Annotated in this window: 11 protein-coding genes; 6 read left to right on the forward strand and 5 right to left on the reverse strand. The window is 48.5% G+C overall.

All coding sequences use genetic code 11. From position 1 onward, the window contains the following. Nucleotides 1–2 precede the first annotated feature (2 nt). Complete coding sequence (locus KCG43_RS16040; RefSeq protein ID WP_192016206.1) at nucleotides 3–929, reverse strand: S9 family peptidase; 927 nt, start codon at nucleotides 927–929, stop codon at nucleotides 3–5. 305 nt (nucleotides 930–1234) lie between these two features. Here KCG43_RS16040 and KCG43_RS16045 point away from each other — a divergent pair, with 305 nt between their 5' ends. Continuing rightward, a complete protein-coding gene (locus KCG43_RS16045) occupies nucleotides 1235–2140 on the forward strand; it encodes a LysR substrate-binding domain-containing protein (protein WP_192016205.1) in 906 nt (301 codons plus the stop codon). A 117-nt stretch (nucleotides 2141–2257) separates the two neighbouring features. Here KCG43_RS16045 and aspA read toward each other — a convergent pair whose 3' ends face one another. The 4 genes from aspA to KCG43_RS16065 form a co-directional block, all read right to left on the reverse strand. Beyond that, on the reverse strand, nucleotides 2258–3688 hold the full coding sequence (aspA, locus tag KCG43_RS16050; protein WP_192016204.1) for an aspartate ammonia-lyase: 1431 nt from the start codon (nucleotides 3686–3688) through the stop codon (nucleotides 2258–2260). A 538-nt stretch (nucleotides 3689–4226) separates the two neighbouring features. Next, nucleotides 4227–5519 carry a dicarboxylate/amino acid:cation symporter gene (locus tag KCG43_RS16055; RefSeq protein ID WP_192016203.1) on the reverse strand — a complete coding sequence of 431 codons (1293 nt, stop codon included), beginning with the start codon at nucleotides 5517–5519 and terminating at the stop codon, nucleotides 4227–4229. Between the two features lie 348 nt (nucleotides 5520–5867). Beyond that, nucleotides 5868–7280 (reverse strand): sigma-54 dependent transcriptional regulator, encoded by a 1413-nt coding sequence (locus KCG43_RS16060; protein WP_218386208.1) that lies wholly within the window; start codon nucleotides 7278–7280, stop codon nucleotides 5868–5870. Further along, nucleotides 7280–8989, reverse strand: coding sequence for a transporter substrate-binding domain-containing protein (locus KCG43_RS16065; RefSeq protein ID WP_218386211.1), 1710 nt, complete (start codon nucleotides 8987–8989; stop codon nucleotides 7280–7282). The genes KCG43_RS16060 and KCG43_RS16065 overlap by 1 nt, the downstream gene beginning before the upstream one ends. Nucleotides 8990–11440: 2451 nt before the next feature. Between KCG43_RS16065 and KCG43_RS16070 the strand changes: the two genes are divergently transcribed. From KCG43_RS16070 to KCG43_RS16090, 5 genes are all read left to right on the forward strand, one after another. Beyond that, nucleotides 11441–12226 carry a PIN domain-containing protein gene (locus KCG43_RS16070; protein WP_218386212.1) on the forward strand — a complete coding sequence of 262 codons (786 nt, stop codon included), beginning with the start codon at nucleotides 11441–11443 and terminating at the stop codon, nucleotides 12224–12226. A gap of 81 nt (nucleotides 12227–12307) precedes the next feature. Further along, nucleotides 12308–12748 (forward strand): immunity 22 family protein, encoded by a 441-nt coding sequence (locus KCG43_RS16075; RefSeq protein WP_192016872.1) that lies wholly within the window; start codon nucleotides 12308–12310, stop codon nucleotides 12746–12748. A gap of 100 nt (nucleotides 12749–12848) precedes the next feature. Next, nucleotides 12849–13226: a hypothetical protein gene (locus KCG43_RS16080; protein WP_218386213.1), complete on the forward strand. Its 378-nt coding sequence runs from the start codon at nucleotides 12849–12851 to the stop codon at nucleotides 13224–13226. A 229-nt stretch (nucleotides 13227–13455) separates the two neighbouring features. Then, entirely contained in the window at nucleotides 13456–13977 is a 522-nt protein-coding gene (locus KCG43_RS16085; RefSeq protein WP_218386214.1) for a hypothetical protein, read from the forward strand. Between the two features lie 248 nt (nucleotides 13978–14225). Beyond that, on the forward strand, nucleotides 14226–14900 hold the full coding sequence (locus tag KCG43_RS16090; protein ID WP_218386215.1) for a hypothetical protein: 675 nt from the start codon (nucleotides 14226–14228) through the stop codon (nucleotides 14898–14900). The last annotated feature ends 58 nt before the right edge of the window (nucleotides 14901–14958 follow it).

A 14958-nucleotide genomic window follows, 5' to 3' on the forward strand; every position in this document is an offset into this window, starting at 1 on the left:
CTTTAGTTCACTGATTGCACCCTGCCATCAATCCAGACTTTGATATCGGCCAGCACACGTTCAACCTGGCTCTGGCCCTGTGCATCATTGAAAGCATGATCAAGGCCAGCATAGGTATGAGGTTGGATATGGGGGGCGGTTTTCTTTAATGCCCTGACCATGGTGTCAAACGCATACGGGCTCACGTTGGTATCCTCTTCCGACTGAATCAAAAGCACAGGCACATCAATCGCTTGCAGTATCTGCTGCTGGTCGGCAGTCAGCATGGCTTTCCACCATGGAAAACCGTGCCCACTGACAGCAATGTCCATCTCGTTACTCTGTATCACGGCTTCAGAAAACTGTCTGAACCCTTTTTCCGCTTCGCTGAAAGCCTGCGCTGGCATCTGGGACTGCATATTATAGAGCACGTCATCAATGAAAAAGCGCCCACCGCCATTCAGCGCTACCACAGCGGTCACTTTGTCACTCTTCGCGGCCAGCAGATTCGCCACCAACGCCCCTTCACTGCCCCCCAGCAAGATAATCTGGGCATAACGATTGTCCTGATCCAGTTTATCCAGCACCGCCAGGTAATCATCCACCCGTTGTAACGGAGAATCCTGTTTCAGATAGGCGTCAGGACAGTCCGTCCGCTGCGGATCGGTATTCCAGCTCAACCCGTTATCAATCCCGTATTTTTCTACCGTCAGAATGTCGGCACCTGCCATCACCTGGCTAAAATTTTCATTGATATTTTTATTATGAAAAACACTGTTGCAGTCTGAACCCTGAACCAGCACCAGCAAACTGTCGCTGCCACGCCCGGTCAGATAATAGGTAATCTCCGAACCATCACTCCGTTTAACCGCTTCCGTCACCATTGACAAAGCCGGCAAGGACGCCACTGAAAAGACAGTAGCCACCGTTAACAATAAGCGCTTTAACATCCATTTATCTCCTGTGATCCAATCATCTTCTTGGATAACGCTTTTGACATATTGTTCCCAATAAAATGCAACATCACACATAGTCTGCATTTTTCTATCAGGTCAGCTCGTGCTGTGACCCGTGAAGGACGATTGCGAAACATGACTGCCGTTTAAATCATGGCGACCTCTGAACCCATGCCGCAACACAAATGATTTCAGATAAAGATGGCAGGCATTATCATGGTTTTGGTAATCTTATCCGGCAACGGTTCATTTTGAGCCGTAAATACAAATGATTATTCGATAAAACAGCCACTTATATAATGAAAAATATCGAAACGAAATGGTTACAGGATTTTCTGACACTGGCCGAACTGCGTAACTTTTCCCATGCAGCCGCTGTACGTAATGTGACGCAGCCGGCTTTCAGTCGCCGGATAAAATCCCTTGAAGCCGAACTAGGGCTGAATTTAATCGATCGCAGCAAAACCCCCATCGAGCTGACACTGAAAGGCAAGCAGTTTAAAACGACTGCGCTGTCGATTCTTCAGCAACTGGATGACGAAGTGAGCCGTCTGGCTGGCAGCTCATTTCTGGGTCGTCATACCGTGCGGATCAGCTCTTCGCATTCCATGGCGATCAGTGTGCTGCCTAAGCTGCATGCCTGTTTGTTTAACCCGACCTTAAACACTCAGCTTTCTGTGGTAGCCAATGAGGTGGATGACGCGGTAAAACAGCTGATCGACGGTAAATGCGATTTTCTGTTTTCATTCTATGAGGACAGCCTGCAAATGGCGCCTTACCGTTCTGTTTATCTGGGGCGCTCTTATCTGTACTGCGTGTCGGCGGTCGATGAACATGGTAAACCACTCTTTGATCCCGCAGACAATGATGCCGTGCCGTCGCTGGACTATACCCCGGAAAGTTACATGGGCCGGGCGCTGCAACGCGCCAACCGGACATTAACGCCGAATACTGTCTGTACCTCATCGATGACAGATTTCATCAAAGCCCTGGTGATGCAAGGGAAAGGCATCAGCTGGTTACCGGATTACGCCATCAAAGATGAGCTGGCCGCCGGACGGCTACAGATACTGACCGCACGGGAGCCCGTGCCGCTGGATTTGTACATTTACCGTTATCACTCCCGGCTCCACCCGACCTGCGAAGCCATCTGGAGTGCGCTGAGTAAGATCAGCCCGATTGATGGCCTGATGAGCAGGGACTGACAATCACTGTCCCCCAGAAATAAAAAAACCTCCCTTGAAAACAAGGGAGGTAAAGGATGTAGGGTTTCAAGACCTTTTATTTATTGTTCTTTATATTCTTTCAGTTATTACATTCTTTTAGCTGTACAGCTTGGCTTTGTAGCTCGGGCGCATCAGGTTCTGAGCAGAGAAAATATCGTTCAGCTCCTCTTCACTCAGCAGGCCACGCTCCATCGCAACTTCTTTCACGCTACGACCGGTTTCAGCACAAATCTTACCGACGATATCGCCTTCGTGGTGGCCGATATACGGGTTCAGGTAAGTTACGATACCGATAGAGTTGAAGACATAATCTTCACAGATCTGGCGGTTCACTTTGATACCCGAGATACATTTGTCCGCCAGATTGATACAGGCATTGCTCAGCAGTTCAATCGATTCGAAAATCGCCTGGCCGATCACCGGCTCCATCACGTTCAGCTGCAACTGTCCGGCTTCTGCCGCAAAGGTCACTGTGGTGTCGTTACCGATCACTTTAAAGCACACCTGATTCACCACTTCCGGAATCACAGGGTTTACTTTAGCTGGCATGATGGATGAACCCGCCTGCATTTCCGGCAGGTTAATTTCATTCAGACCGGCACGCGGACCCGATGACAGCAGACGCAAATCGTTACAGACTTTCGACATCTTAACCGCCAGTCGCTTCAGCGCGCCGTGCACTGTCACGTAAGCGCCACAGTCAGACGTCGCTTCAATCAGATCTTCTGCTGGTACACAGTCCAGGCCGGTCGCTTCTGCCAGATATTTCACCGCCAGTTCCTGATAGCCAGCCGGGGCGTTAAGGCCGGTACCAATCGCTGTGGCACCCAGGTTCACTTCCAGCAGCAAAGCCGCGGAATATTTCAGGTTTTTGATTTCTTCTTTCAGCAAAATACTGAAAGCGTGGAATTCTTGTCCGACCGTCATAGGCACGGCGTCCTGCAACTGAGTACGGCCCATCTTCAGCACATCACTGAACTCTTCGCTTTTGGCATCAAACGCCGCCTGCAGATGCTCAATAGAACCCACCAGCTTGATAATGCTGTTGTACACGGCCACACGGAAGCCTGTCGGGTAAGCACAGTTGGTCGACTGGCTCTTGTTAACATGATCATTCGGGTTAATGATGTGATACTCGCCTTTGGCATGGCCTTTCAGCTCCAGCGCAATATTGGCGATCACTTCATTGGTGTTCATGTTCACAGAAGTACCTGCGCCGCCCTGATACACGTCAGAGATGAACTGATCCATGCATTTACCTGTTTCCAGAATCAGATCGCAGGCTTGAATGATGTACTGGCCCACTTCCGACGGAATACTGCCCAGCTCCATATTGGCACGTGCTGCCGCTTTCTTGGTAAAGACCATGCCGCGAACAAACTCTGGCACGTCGGAAATACGCATTGAAGAAATATTGAAGTTCTCGTAAGCGCGAAGAGAATGAATGCCGTAATAAGCAGAAGCGGGAATTTCACGCTGGCCTAACAGATCTTCTTCAATACGTACTTGCTGGACAGTATCAAGCATAGCGGTCACCTTAAACTCATGGGTAGGAAAGAGATACCACTTCGCCGCTTATACGAGCCATCTTCAGCTTCTTATGGCGGCTAAGTGCTTCATACAATCGTCGTTTTGAGCCTTAAAGGGAAATGCATAAAAGTAAGCAACAATGCAATTAATGCATAGCTGAAGAGATTGCAAAAAAAGGCTATTTATTCTTATCAGCCCGGAATGCTTAATAACCGGCACTTTATGCATCACTTATGCATGAAACCATTAAACACTTTTATAAGCAGCCTGTTAGCCTGCACTCTGGCGAGATCGCTCAATGGGCAGGAATATGATCCTGGTCTGAATATTGTCTTTTATCCATCACACTAAAAATGCATTGCCTACCCGGTGTAATTCACAAACTCTTGCACGATTTTCCTCAGTTTCTGTCCACAAAACCTATTTACCTGTATAAAAAGTCACCTGTATAAAAAGCCGCCTGTGTAAAAAGTCGCATGCATAAAAAAGGCCAGCCTTTGCGGCTGGCCTATCTCTCTATAGAGCTCAACGAGGATTAAGCGATATCTTCGCTCGCCGTCAGGGTCGTTTTCTCTGTACTGCGGTTATAGACTTCAGTATCCAGCTCGTCTTCGCTGCGACCAACCAGGACAGCAACCATCAGATCGCCACAGACATTCACAGTGGTACGAGCCATATCCAGAATACGGTCAATACCTGCAACAATCGCCAGACCTTCCATTGGCAGGCCAACTGTGGTCAGTACCAGCGACAGCATGATCAGGCCGGCACCCGGTACACCGGCGGTACCAATGGAAGCCAGCGTTGCTGTCATCACTATGGCAACATAGTCGGCAAACTCCAGGTTAATACCAAATGCCTGTGCGACAAACAGCGCCGCCACACCCTGATACAACGCCGTGCCGTCCATGTTAATGGTCGCGCCTAACGGCAGAACAAAACTGGACACACCTTTAGACACACCCAGCTCTTCACGGGCGCATTTAATGCTGGCAGGCAAGGTGCCTGAACTGCTGGTGGTGGTAAAGGCCACTGCAGCCGGGGTCGCGATACCTTTGATATAAGGCATAGGGTTAAGACGACCGAAGACTTTGATCACCGCCGGGTAGAACAGCAGTACATGCAGCAGGCTACCGATGTAAGCCACCGCAATCACTTTAAACAGTGGCAGCAGGATTTCCAGACCGTATTTACCGGCCACCCAGGCCATCAGACCGAAGATACCGTAAGGTGCCAGCTTCATGACCAGTTCAGTCAGCTTGTACATGGCCTCAGCCAGACTTTCGAACACCTGAACGGCAGGTTTTCCTTTCTCACCACACAGGTTCAGCGCCACACCCAGACCCAGAGCGAATACGATGATTTGCAGAATGTTCCCTGTTGCCAGTGCACTGATAGGGTTATTCGGGATTAAACTGAGCAGTGTCTGAACCAGAGTCGGCGCTTCTTTCGCTTCTGCCGCCGCCGCTGTTGCCGTCATCTCCAAGCCGGCACCCGGTGCCAGGATACTGGACAGGCCAAGACCGATACTGATGGCCACTGCTGTGGTCGAGAGGTAAATCACAATGGCTTTGGCGCCAATTCGTCCCATCTTGCGGGTATCTTGCATGGAGGTCACGCCGACCACCAAAGAGCAGAACACCAGAGGCACGATGAGCATTTTAATGGCATTGATAAACAGAGTGCCGATAGGCTTGAGGATTTCTGCATCCGGGCCGAGCAGGCTGCCCGCGATGACCCCAAGAATCATACCGACCAGAATTTTCTTCCATAAGGCGAGTCCGCCCCACATACCTTTCGGGGTTGGCTTCTCGTGAGCTTGTTCCATGTTATTTCCTTATCCAATTGACAGAAGTCGGGTGAGTCCCCGTTTCTGCTTAGCTGTCATTGTTTACACGTCAGGATGGGCTGAGCCCATACATACAGGAACAGGATTAATGCAAGCATGATGCCAAACACCAAAGAAAATACAAGTCATTGTTTTTATTTAGAAAAGATAACAGAAGAGAAATAGACCAACCTAAGAAGGGGTATAACCAAAGGAATAGGCACGAGTGGCAAACCCGAACCTTTTCTTTATAAAACATAACCTTATTGACTATTTACAAAGTTATAACCTTTACTTTGGTTATAGGGGTTCAGCCAGCCCGACCCTGTGAAGCCTGATGCGCGGTGATTATTCCGGCTGAGATTTTTTCAGTCGCTTGCTGAGCGCGGGCTGCGAGATCCCCAGAAACTTCGCCGCCAGAGACTGATTGCCCTCCGCCCGGCGCATGGCTTCCTGAATCAGTAAATCGCCCATTTCCTGCAGGGTCGGCAAAGACTGCTCCGGATCGAACATAGTCAGGCTGTTTCCTGCAGCCATCTCACTGACGTCATTGTCCTGATCCAGCACCCGGCGAAACACCTCCATGGACAGCATGCGCGAGCGGTGCTGACTCATGGCATCATACGCCAGCGCCCTCAGCTCACGGATATTGCCGGGAAAGGCATAGTTTGCCAGCAGCACCGGCAGCTCTTTCGGGATGGTCGGCTTGGTTTTACCCAGCTCATCGGCCGCTTCCTGTAAGAAGTGTTCCAGCAGCAAAGGAATATCCTGACGGCGCTGGCGCAGAGGCGGAATGTCCACCTGATGGGTTTTCAAACGGTAATAGAGGTCTTTGCGGAACTCGCCGCTTTGTTGCTTCTGCACCAGATTCTGATGCGTGGCCACCACAATCCGTGCGTTGAGACGTTTCGGCCTGTCACTGCCGAGGGGATAGTATTCCCCTTCCTGAATCAGGCGCAGCAACTTGACCTGTGATGTCTGGCTCAAGTCGCCGATTTCATCGAGAAAAAGGGTGCCGCCTGCCGCTTGTTCGATCAGACCGGCGCGGGGTTTATCGGCACCGGTAAACGCGCCGCGGTGGTGACCAAACAAGGTGTCGGCAAACACATTGTCGTCCAGTCCGGCGACATTCACGCTGATCAGCGGCCCGGCACGCTCACTCAGGGTATGCAGCGCCCTGGCGATCAGCTCTTTACCGACACCACTCTCACCGCACACCATCACAGGCTGGCTGCTCGGCGCTACCGATTCGAGATACTGGAACACAGAGCGCATGCCTTTATCACGGGTAATAATGTCGCCAAAAGCCTCCGGCCGCTCCAGGGTGTCAGTCAGGAAACGGCGCCGCAGCGCGTTGTGCTCTTCGCGCATTTCCTGCAGCAAAATGGCCCGTTTCACGCCTTCGATCAGCCGGTTTTCCTCTGTGGTTTTCACGAAATAATCATAAGCACCGAGCCGGATACAGTTGACCGCCGTTTCGACCTGATTCAGCCCGCTGATAATAATGACGCCGACTTCAGGAAATTCAGCCTTGATCTGCTGCAGCAAGACTTCGCCGGACAGGTGCGGCATGGTCAGATCCAGCAGCACCAGGCCGATATTTTCCTGTTCAATAATGGCCATGGCATCGCGGCTGTCCTGACACTGGACGATATGATTGATGCCGCCCCGCCGCTCCAGCACGATACTCAGGCTGCGAAGAAAGGCCGGTTCATCATCCACCAGCAAGACACCGAATGCAGGATAGCGATTTGTCTTCATTAAACAGTTGTCCCTTTCAAGGCTGGCAGCGCAAGCGTCACGCAGGTGCCTTGTTGTAGTCTAGAGTCATATTTCAACGTGCCGCCATGTTCACTCACTATGCTGAATGAGATAGACAGCCCCAAGCCCGTCCCGCCCTGCTCACGCTTGGTGGTAAAGAAAGGATCACTCAAATGAGGAAGATGCTCAGGGTCGATGCCCTGCCCCTGATCGCAGACTTCCAGGATCAGCACATTGTCTGCCGGATTGAAACCTGTCGTCACCCTGATGCTTTGTTGCTGTGACGTCAGCGCCTGACAGGCATTGATGATCAGGTTGATGATCACTTGTTCGATCCGCTGACCGTTACCTTCAAAACACGGCAGCTGATCGCCGTATTCGACAGAAAAGTGTTGGGTCGATGTCGATAAGGTGCTGTCGACCAAGCGAATCGCCGCCGCCGTGACCTGATTCAGATCCACCACTTCATTGAGCGCACTGGGTTCCTGGCGGGCAAAATCCCTCAGGTCATCGACAATCCGGCGGATCCGCTGGGTCCCCGCCTGCATATCATCCAGCATGGAGGGAATTTCCTCCCGCATCCGGCTGTAGGCCAGCCCGCCTAAGGTGAAATCGCCATACTGCTGATAATGGGCATCCAGGATGTCTTCTGCATCCTGATACGCGTCTTTGAGAATGGGTAAATTCAGCAGCAGCAAACTGCTGGGGTTGTTGATCTCATGGGCCATGCCAGACACCAGAATGCCCAGCGAAGTCATTTTATCCGCCTGAATCAGCTGTTGCTGCTGGAGTTGCTGCGCTTTAGTCCGCCGGGCCACTTCCCGGCTCAGCGCCCGGTTCCAAATCATAATTCCCCCCAGCACCAGCAACAGAAGGGCTGAAATCGTGGCGGCAGCCATGCCCAGTTTCTTCCAGCTGATCCCCGGCGCTTCCAGCGGGCCCAGCCATTTGTCGTAAATAGCTTGCTGACGGCCGGTATTTTTCAAAATCGCCAGCCCTTCGCTGAACTGGGCCAGTAAATCTTCATGGCCTTTTTGCACTGCATAGCCGTAATGCTGGGCACCAAAAGGTTTTCCTACCGGAATGATATTCGACAGATCCAACGCCTTGCCGGTATACAGACCGGGCAGGTTCGCCACCAGCGCGTAGTCATGCTGACCAGAGGCCAGCAAACGCAGCCCGTCGGCGTGAGAGTCCACCAGCACCAGGTTTGCGCCCGGCTGCTGATTGCTCAGGTAATCGTGCATTGCCCCGCTGCGCTGAACAATCACGGATTTGCCCGCCAGGTCATCAAGACTGGCCACAAAGGGGGTGCCCTTTCGGGCAAACACCGACTGATGCACTATGGCATGGGGCGGCGAAAAACTGTATCTCGCCTGCCGGGCACTGGACTGTATCATGCCCTGGACGATATCAATCTCGCCCTGATCAAACTGACGGCGGATATCATTCCATGCCCCCATTTTGATCTCGATATGGATACCCATCAGTTCGGCAATTGCCAGAGTCAGCTCGGTGTTGTAGCCATCCGGCTCACCGTCTTCATTGATGAACTCATAAGGCGGGTAGTTGTGATCCGCGCCGATAATAATGACCTGACTGTCTGGTGCAGCCATCACACTGAAGGTGCAGAAGAAAGACAGTCCGACACCGAACCAGCGCATCCAGGCACCACATATGTCACGACAGCCTGTCAGCTTCTGGATCATGCAATCTTCCTTCATCAGCCCGGCCTGACCGGCAAAGCCGTCAGTCAGCCGGATTTGGCGACACCGGGCAGAACGTGATATTCCGCCCAACAAACGAAGGGGCTATTTTATAGATTTGCCAACAATAGCCAAGGAAAGAAAGTGGGGCTGTGGGTGGATGCTTTTTTGTTCTTTGGTGTTGTGCCGCATTCTTGCTTCCCCTTGTAGCAAGCCATTTTTGTGGTTTGGTGAGTATGTCGCGCTTGAGTTCGGTGGTTCACTTGGCCTTGTTTGAAGCGCGCCAGACACTCTTTATGGGGATAAAGAGTGCCCAGAAAGCCCTTTTTGTTCTTTGGCGTTGTCCGGGCCGGTTGTAGGCGCTCCCGGCGCCGACAACCTAAAAATTCGTCCTGAATTTTTCCCTGGGGGAGTGCCATCAATGTGCATTTTCACCCCGTCATTCCCGCGACAAGGCGGGAATCCATGCGGCGAGTTCGGTTTTTAAGGCTGAGGATTCTGGTTAAGCGAAGGTATGTCGCGCTTGAGTCCGGTGGCTCTTTTGGCATGGTGCGATGCGCGCCAGACACTCTTTATAGGGATAAAGAGTGCCCAGAAAGCCCTTTTTGTTCTTTGGCGCTGTCCGGGCCGGTTGTAGGCGCTCCCGGCGCCGACAACCTAAAAATTCGTCCTGAGTTTTGCCCTGTGGGAATGCCATCAATGTACTTTTCACCCCGTCATTCCCGCGACAGGCGGGAATCCATGCGGCGAGTTCGGTTTTTAAGGCTGAGGATTCTGGTTAAGCGGAGGTATGTCGCGCTTGAGTCTGGTGGCTCTTTTGGCATGGTGCGATACGCGCCAGACACTCTTTATAGGGATAAAGAGTGCCCAGAAAACCCTTTTTGTTCTTTGCCGTTGTCCGGGCCGGTTGTAGGCGCTCCAGGCGCCGACAACCTAAAAATTCGTCCTGAGTTTTTCCCTGTGGGAATGCCATCAATGTACTTTTCACCCCGTCATTCCCGCGACAGGCGGGAATCCATGCAGCGGATACGGCGACGAGTTGTTGTATCAGGGTTTGAGGTATGTCGCGCTTGAGTTCAGTGGCTTACTTGGCATTGTTTGATGCGCGCCAGACACTCTTTATGGGGATAAAGAGTGCCCAGAAAGCCCTTTTTGTTCTTTGGCGCTGTCCGGGCCGGTTGTAGGCGCTCCCGGCGCCGACAACCTAAAAATTCGTCCTGAATTTTTCCCTGTGGGAATGCATCATGTACATTTTCAACCCGTCATTCCCGCGACAGGCGGGAATCCATGCAGCGAGTTCGTTTTGTATGGCTGAGGATTCTGGTTAAGCGGAGGTATGCCGCGCTTGAGTCCGGTGGTTCACTTGGCCTTGTTTGAAGCGCGCCAGACACTCTTTATAGGGATAAAGAGTGCCCAGAAAGCCCTTTTTGTTCTTTGGCGTGGTCCGGGCCGGTTGTAGGCGCTCCCGGCGCCGACAACCTAAAAATTCGTCCTGAGTTTTTCCCTGTGGGAATGCCCTCAATGTACATTTTCACCCCGTCATTTCCGCGACAAGTGGGAATCCATACAGCGAGTGCAGTTTTTAAGGCTGATGATTCTGGTAAAGCAGAGGTATGTCGCGCTTGAGTCCGGAGTCTTTCTTGGCATTGTGCGATGCGCGCCAGACACTCTTTATAGGGATAAAGAGTGCCCAGAAAGCCCTTCTTGTTCTTTGACGTGGTCCGGGCCGGTTGTAGGCGCTCCCGGCGCCGACAACCTAAAAATTCGTCCTGAGTTTTTCCCTGTGGGAGTACCATCAATGTACATTCTCAACCCGTCATTCCCGCGACAAGTGGGAATCCATACAGCGAGTTCGTTTTTTATGGCTGAGGATTCTGGGGAAGCGGAGGTATGTCGCGCTTGAGTCCGGTGGCTCTTTTGGCATGGTGCGATGCGCGCCAGACACTCTTTATAGGGATAAAGAGTGCCCAGAAAGCCCTTTTTGTTCTTTGGCGCTGTCCGGGCCGGTTGTAGGCGCTCCCGGCGCCGACAGCCTAAAAATTCGTCCTGAATTTTTCCCTGTGGGAGTGCCATCAGTGTACATTTTCACCCCGTCATTACCGCTCAGGCGGGAATCCATGTGGCGGGTGCAATTTTGTGGCTTTTATGTGCTGGGTAAGTGACTGATGTCGCTTTTCTCACAAGCGTATGTGTCGCTGATTTTTTGGGGGGTAAGTCATGAAATACAAAAAATCAATAATATCAATTGGGTAGCATTAGGCAATTGAGTAAGATATGCGACATGATGTCGTGTATCTTACTGATATGTTTATATATTTAAGCGCAATTAGTTTAATACAATCAGATGTTTAAGTGATTTTTGATTGAAAGAGTTATATGACAGAGTTACACGACATAGTGTCGTTGAATAATATGTTAAGTACTTAGGAGAATTCACCGTTGGCCAATAGAGAAATGGACGCACTCTTATTCATTGATACGAATATATTTCTGGATTTTTACAGAGATAGAAAGTCAGATGTGAGTACAAAATTCTTGGAGCAAATCGAGCACTGCAAAGATCGATTGATACTCGGCTCCCAATTAGAAATGGAGTACAAGAAAAATCGTCAGGTTGTAATACTTGAAACTCTGGGAAAATTTGGATCTCCGGATTGGAATAAGCTGTCTCCTCCAGCACTTATTTCCGAGCTTCAAGCCTCGAAAATGATTAAAAAACACCAAAAGGAAATTGGTACTCAACAAAAGAAGGTTACTGAGAAGATTCAGAAAATACTGAAAAATCCAGGAGCCAACGATGATGTATATAGAGTTCTGCAACGAGTATTCAAGCATTCATCAAACTTCAATTTAAATCGTGATTCTAAGCGTCGTTTTGCCATTCGCCGCCTAGCCAGAAAACGATTTTTCTTGGGGTATCCTCCTAGAAAGAAAAATGACACGAGCTATGGTGACGCCATTAACTGGGAATGGATTGTTCAGTGCTCTATCGATAGCGGCAAGGATATCGTGATCGTTACTAGAGATTCAGACTATGGAGTGACTTACAAAGATGAGTCATATCTAAATGACTGGCTACAGCAAGAATTCAAGCAACGTGTGTCGCAGCAAAGAAAAATCAAACTAACAGCGAAGCTTTCTGAAGGCCTAAAAATAGTTCATGCGAATGTAACTGCTGAGATGGAAGCGGATGAAGCAAGAATTTTATCAGAATTAGAGCACGATGAAGCCAGTACTTAACAAGCGCATGTTGCCGGACTGCTTTTCCGCTGCGCTCCAAATCAGCCGCAAATGCGGGCGTTATAGCAAACGAGGAATCGAATGAGATACGGTGGCCCAAACTTCGAAAAAAAAGGATTTGTCTCCATTTGGGTAAGTAAAGTTACGCTAGATGAAATTCCTGACGACTATTTTGAAGAAAGGTTTGGAGAGGACTATGAAGATACTCCTCTTAGTCAGTGGTGTGAGAATTTTGGCTTTGGTTATTACGACCATGATCAAATTGAAGATAATGGTGTAGAAATCGGCGCCGATACTTTAGATAGGATCCTAGGCGAATGTTCTTACTCAAAATCATATGTGGAGCAAGCCGTTTCTAAAGCTAAGGAGAAAGGGTTAGGATCAGCGTCGTGGATTAGAAACTTCTTTGATTTTTCATATTCACCAGAAAGTACAGGAATTGACGAAGATCAGTTCATGATTTTTCTGGGGGCCTTTGAGTATGACACAAATTCGGAAAGTAAATATGAGTCACAATTTTAGTCACATCAATGCTATAACAAGGCCAAGCAGCATCGCCCTTTCGGGGCTGGACCTCGCTACGCTCGGCCGCTGTTGGCGACGTTATGCAGCAAGGAGAATTATGAGACAACAGTATCATTTTCGAAGCTCAGATGAAGGGCTGTTATCGTGGGATGTTTTCCGGCTAATTGAACTAGCTAAAGATTTGCCAGTTATCGAAATCTCTCTAGCAGACATCAGTGAGTTAGACGAAGAATTTTGGTTTGAGCTAGGTGGTGCAAAACCAACCTGTAGAAATATTATAGAGCACACGAAACTCATCCAAAAAGCTGACTTATCATACCCAATCATTCTGTGTCATAAAGGTAGGTTAATGGATGGTATGCACAGAGTGTGTAAAGCAGTGTTACTTGGTCACGATACAATCCGAGCAGTCAGGTTTCCTCAATATCTAGCTCCTGATCATGTTGGCATTGAAGCTGATGAGTTACCGTATTAGAAAGCTGCATAACAACGTCTCAAGGACTTTTAATCACACTCCTGTTTTGTGGATCAACATCTTGTCTTGATGATACTTACCGTGGATATTGAAACAGTATTCATATTAATCACGCTATAGACTGATTGTAACATGATGGCCTACGGTAATTTCGTTGTCAGACTTACCACATGTGACAGAGTCTGATTAGGGGGAATCTATGTCATTCGTTAGCTTTAGGAGTTCAATATTGTTAGAGTTTGTACGGAACGTTATTACTAGTTTATTTCAAACTTCTCGAAATTTTGGCGGGTGGAAGTATCACGAAGTGATTGCAGAACAAATAAAATTATCATTCTTACCATTCGTATTAATAGCTATATTGAGTTGTTATTCTGCTAAATATCATAATGGAAATCTACCTCTAGTAGGTAGTATATCGAGAGAGTTTATCCAAATAAATACAGCTTACTTGTTTTTATTATCGTTATTACCGTTAATGTTTCTCTTTTTCGTTTTCTATAAATGGAAGGCAGCGAAAGAATTTGTAGCAGGTATTATATCAAGTCTATGTCATTGTAGTTTCATTATTACAGCAGCTATGACAAGCGTGGTAGCTGGGCTAGCTTTACCGTTTGCATTATCACTTATTGAGACAGAAGATTTGTATTTCAAGTTAGGAAATACCGTATTTCTTTTGTCTGCACCTTCACTCCATTACTTTATAGCAAAGTTCGTGCAGCCTGGAGTAATTGAAAAGCTGAAAAGGTAACAATGAAGCTAACCAACGCCTCAAGGACTTTTAAGCATGCTCTTCTTTTGTGGTTCAATATCTTGTCTTGGTGATCTTCACCGTGAATACTGAAGCTATGTTTGGCTAAATCAATGTATTGATAGATAGTGACATGTTGGTGGCCTCTGGCGATTTTGTAATCAGACTGACCCAGTTGTGACAAACCTAATGAGGGGGAGTCCATGTCATTCGTTAGAATGACGACTGAAATGATATCGGGATGGAAAATGAGAAGTATATTTTTAGCATTTGTTCTTACTTGGGGAACGAGTGCTTTTGCTCAAAATAATCATGGGCTTGAGGACTCCCTGCAGGAATTGGTTCCTGATGGATACTTCGTGACTGAAACGATTTATGGCGACTTAAACAAAGATAGTCAAGAAGACGTTGTTTTAATCATAAAAGGGACAGATCTAAATAAAGTTGTTGTTGATGAATTTCGTGGTGAAGTAGACCTCAACCGAAGAGGAATAATTGTTGCTTTAAGAAGCCAACAAAAATACGAATTAGTCATTGAAAATCTAAACTGCTTTTATTCGGAAGAAGAAGATGGCGGTGTATACATCGTACCAGATATTTACACCAAAATTGAAAAAGGAAACCTATATGTCCTTTTCGCTCATGGTCGCTATGGACACTGGCGCTACAATTTTCGTTATCAAGGAGCAGATTTTGATCTGATCGGTTATGACAATAGTGCTAACAGAGGGCCAATAGTAGAAGTAGTCACTAGCATTAACTACCTGACAAAGAAAATGCTGGTGAAGGAAAATATTAACCGTCATGAAGAACATGCAGATCCAATATTTAAAGAGCGTTGGACGAGCTTTACGCTTGATAATCGATTTAAGCTAAGTGAAATTAACGATTTTAGTGAGTTTGGTGATGGGTTACGGGAGTAAATAGACTTGTATCGACACGTAATTCGAATAAACAACTATGGCGTCAATCATTAAATTA

It is taken from the genome of Photobacterium sp. WH24, from assembly GCF_019204055.1.
Taxonomy (GTDB): Bacteria; Pseudomonadota; Gammaproteobacteria; order Enterobacterales; family Vibrionaceae; genus Photobacterium; species Photobacterium arenosum.

Coding starts and splice junctions, on each gene's coding strand:
- KCG43_RS16040 (WP_192016206.1), bottom strand. CDS start 929: ATGTTAAAGCGCTTATTGTTAACGGTGGCTACTGTCTTTTCAGTGGCG.
- KCG43_RS16045 (WP_192016205.1), top strand. CDS start 1,235: ATGAAAAATATCGAAACGAAATGGTTACAGGATTTTCTGACACTGGCC.
- aspA (WP_192016204.1), bottom strand. CDS start 3,688: ATGCTTGATACTGTCCAGCAAGTACGTATTGAAGAAGATCTGTTAGGC.
- KCG43_RS16055 (WP_192016203.1), bottom strand. CDS start 5,519: ATGGAACAAGCTCACGAGAAGCCAACCCCGAAAGGTATGTGGGGCGGA.
- KCG43_RS16060 (WP_218386208.1), bottom strand. CDS start 7,280: ATGAAGACAAATCGCTATCCTGCATTCGGTGTCTTGCTGGTGGATGAT.
- KCG43_RS16065 (WP_218386211.1), bottom strand. CDS start 8,989: ATGATCCAGAAGCTGACAGGCTGTCGTGACATATGTGGTGCCTGGATG.
- KCG43_RS16070 (WP_218386212.1), top strand. CDS start 11,441: ATGGACGCACTCTTATTCATTGATACGAATATATTTCTGGATTTTTAC.
- KCG43_RS16075 (WP_192016872.1), top strand. CDS start 12,308: ATGAGATACGGTGGCCCAAACTTCGAAAAAAAAGGATTTGTCTCCATT.
- KCG43_RS16080 (WP_218386213.1), top strand. CDS start 12,849: ATGAGACAACAGTATCATTTTCGAAGCTCAGATGAAGGGCTGTTATCG.
- KCG43_RS16090 (WP_218386215.1), top strand. CDS start 14,226: ATGAGAAGTATATTTTTAGCATTTGTTCTTACTTGGGGAACGAGTGCT.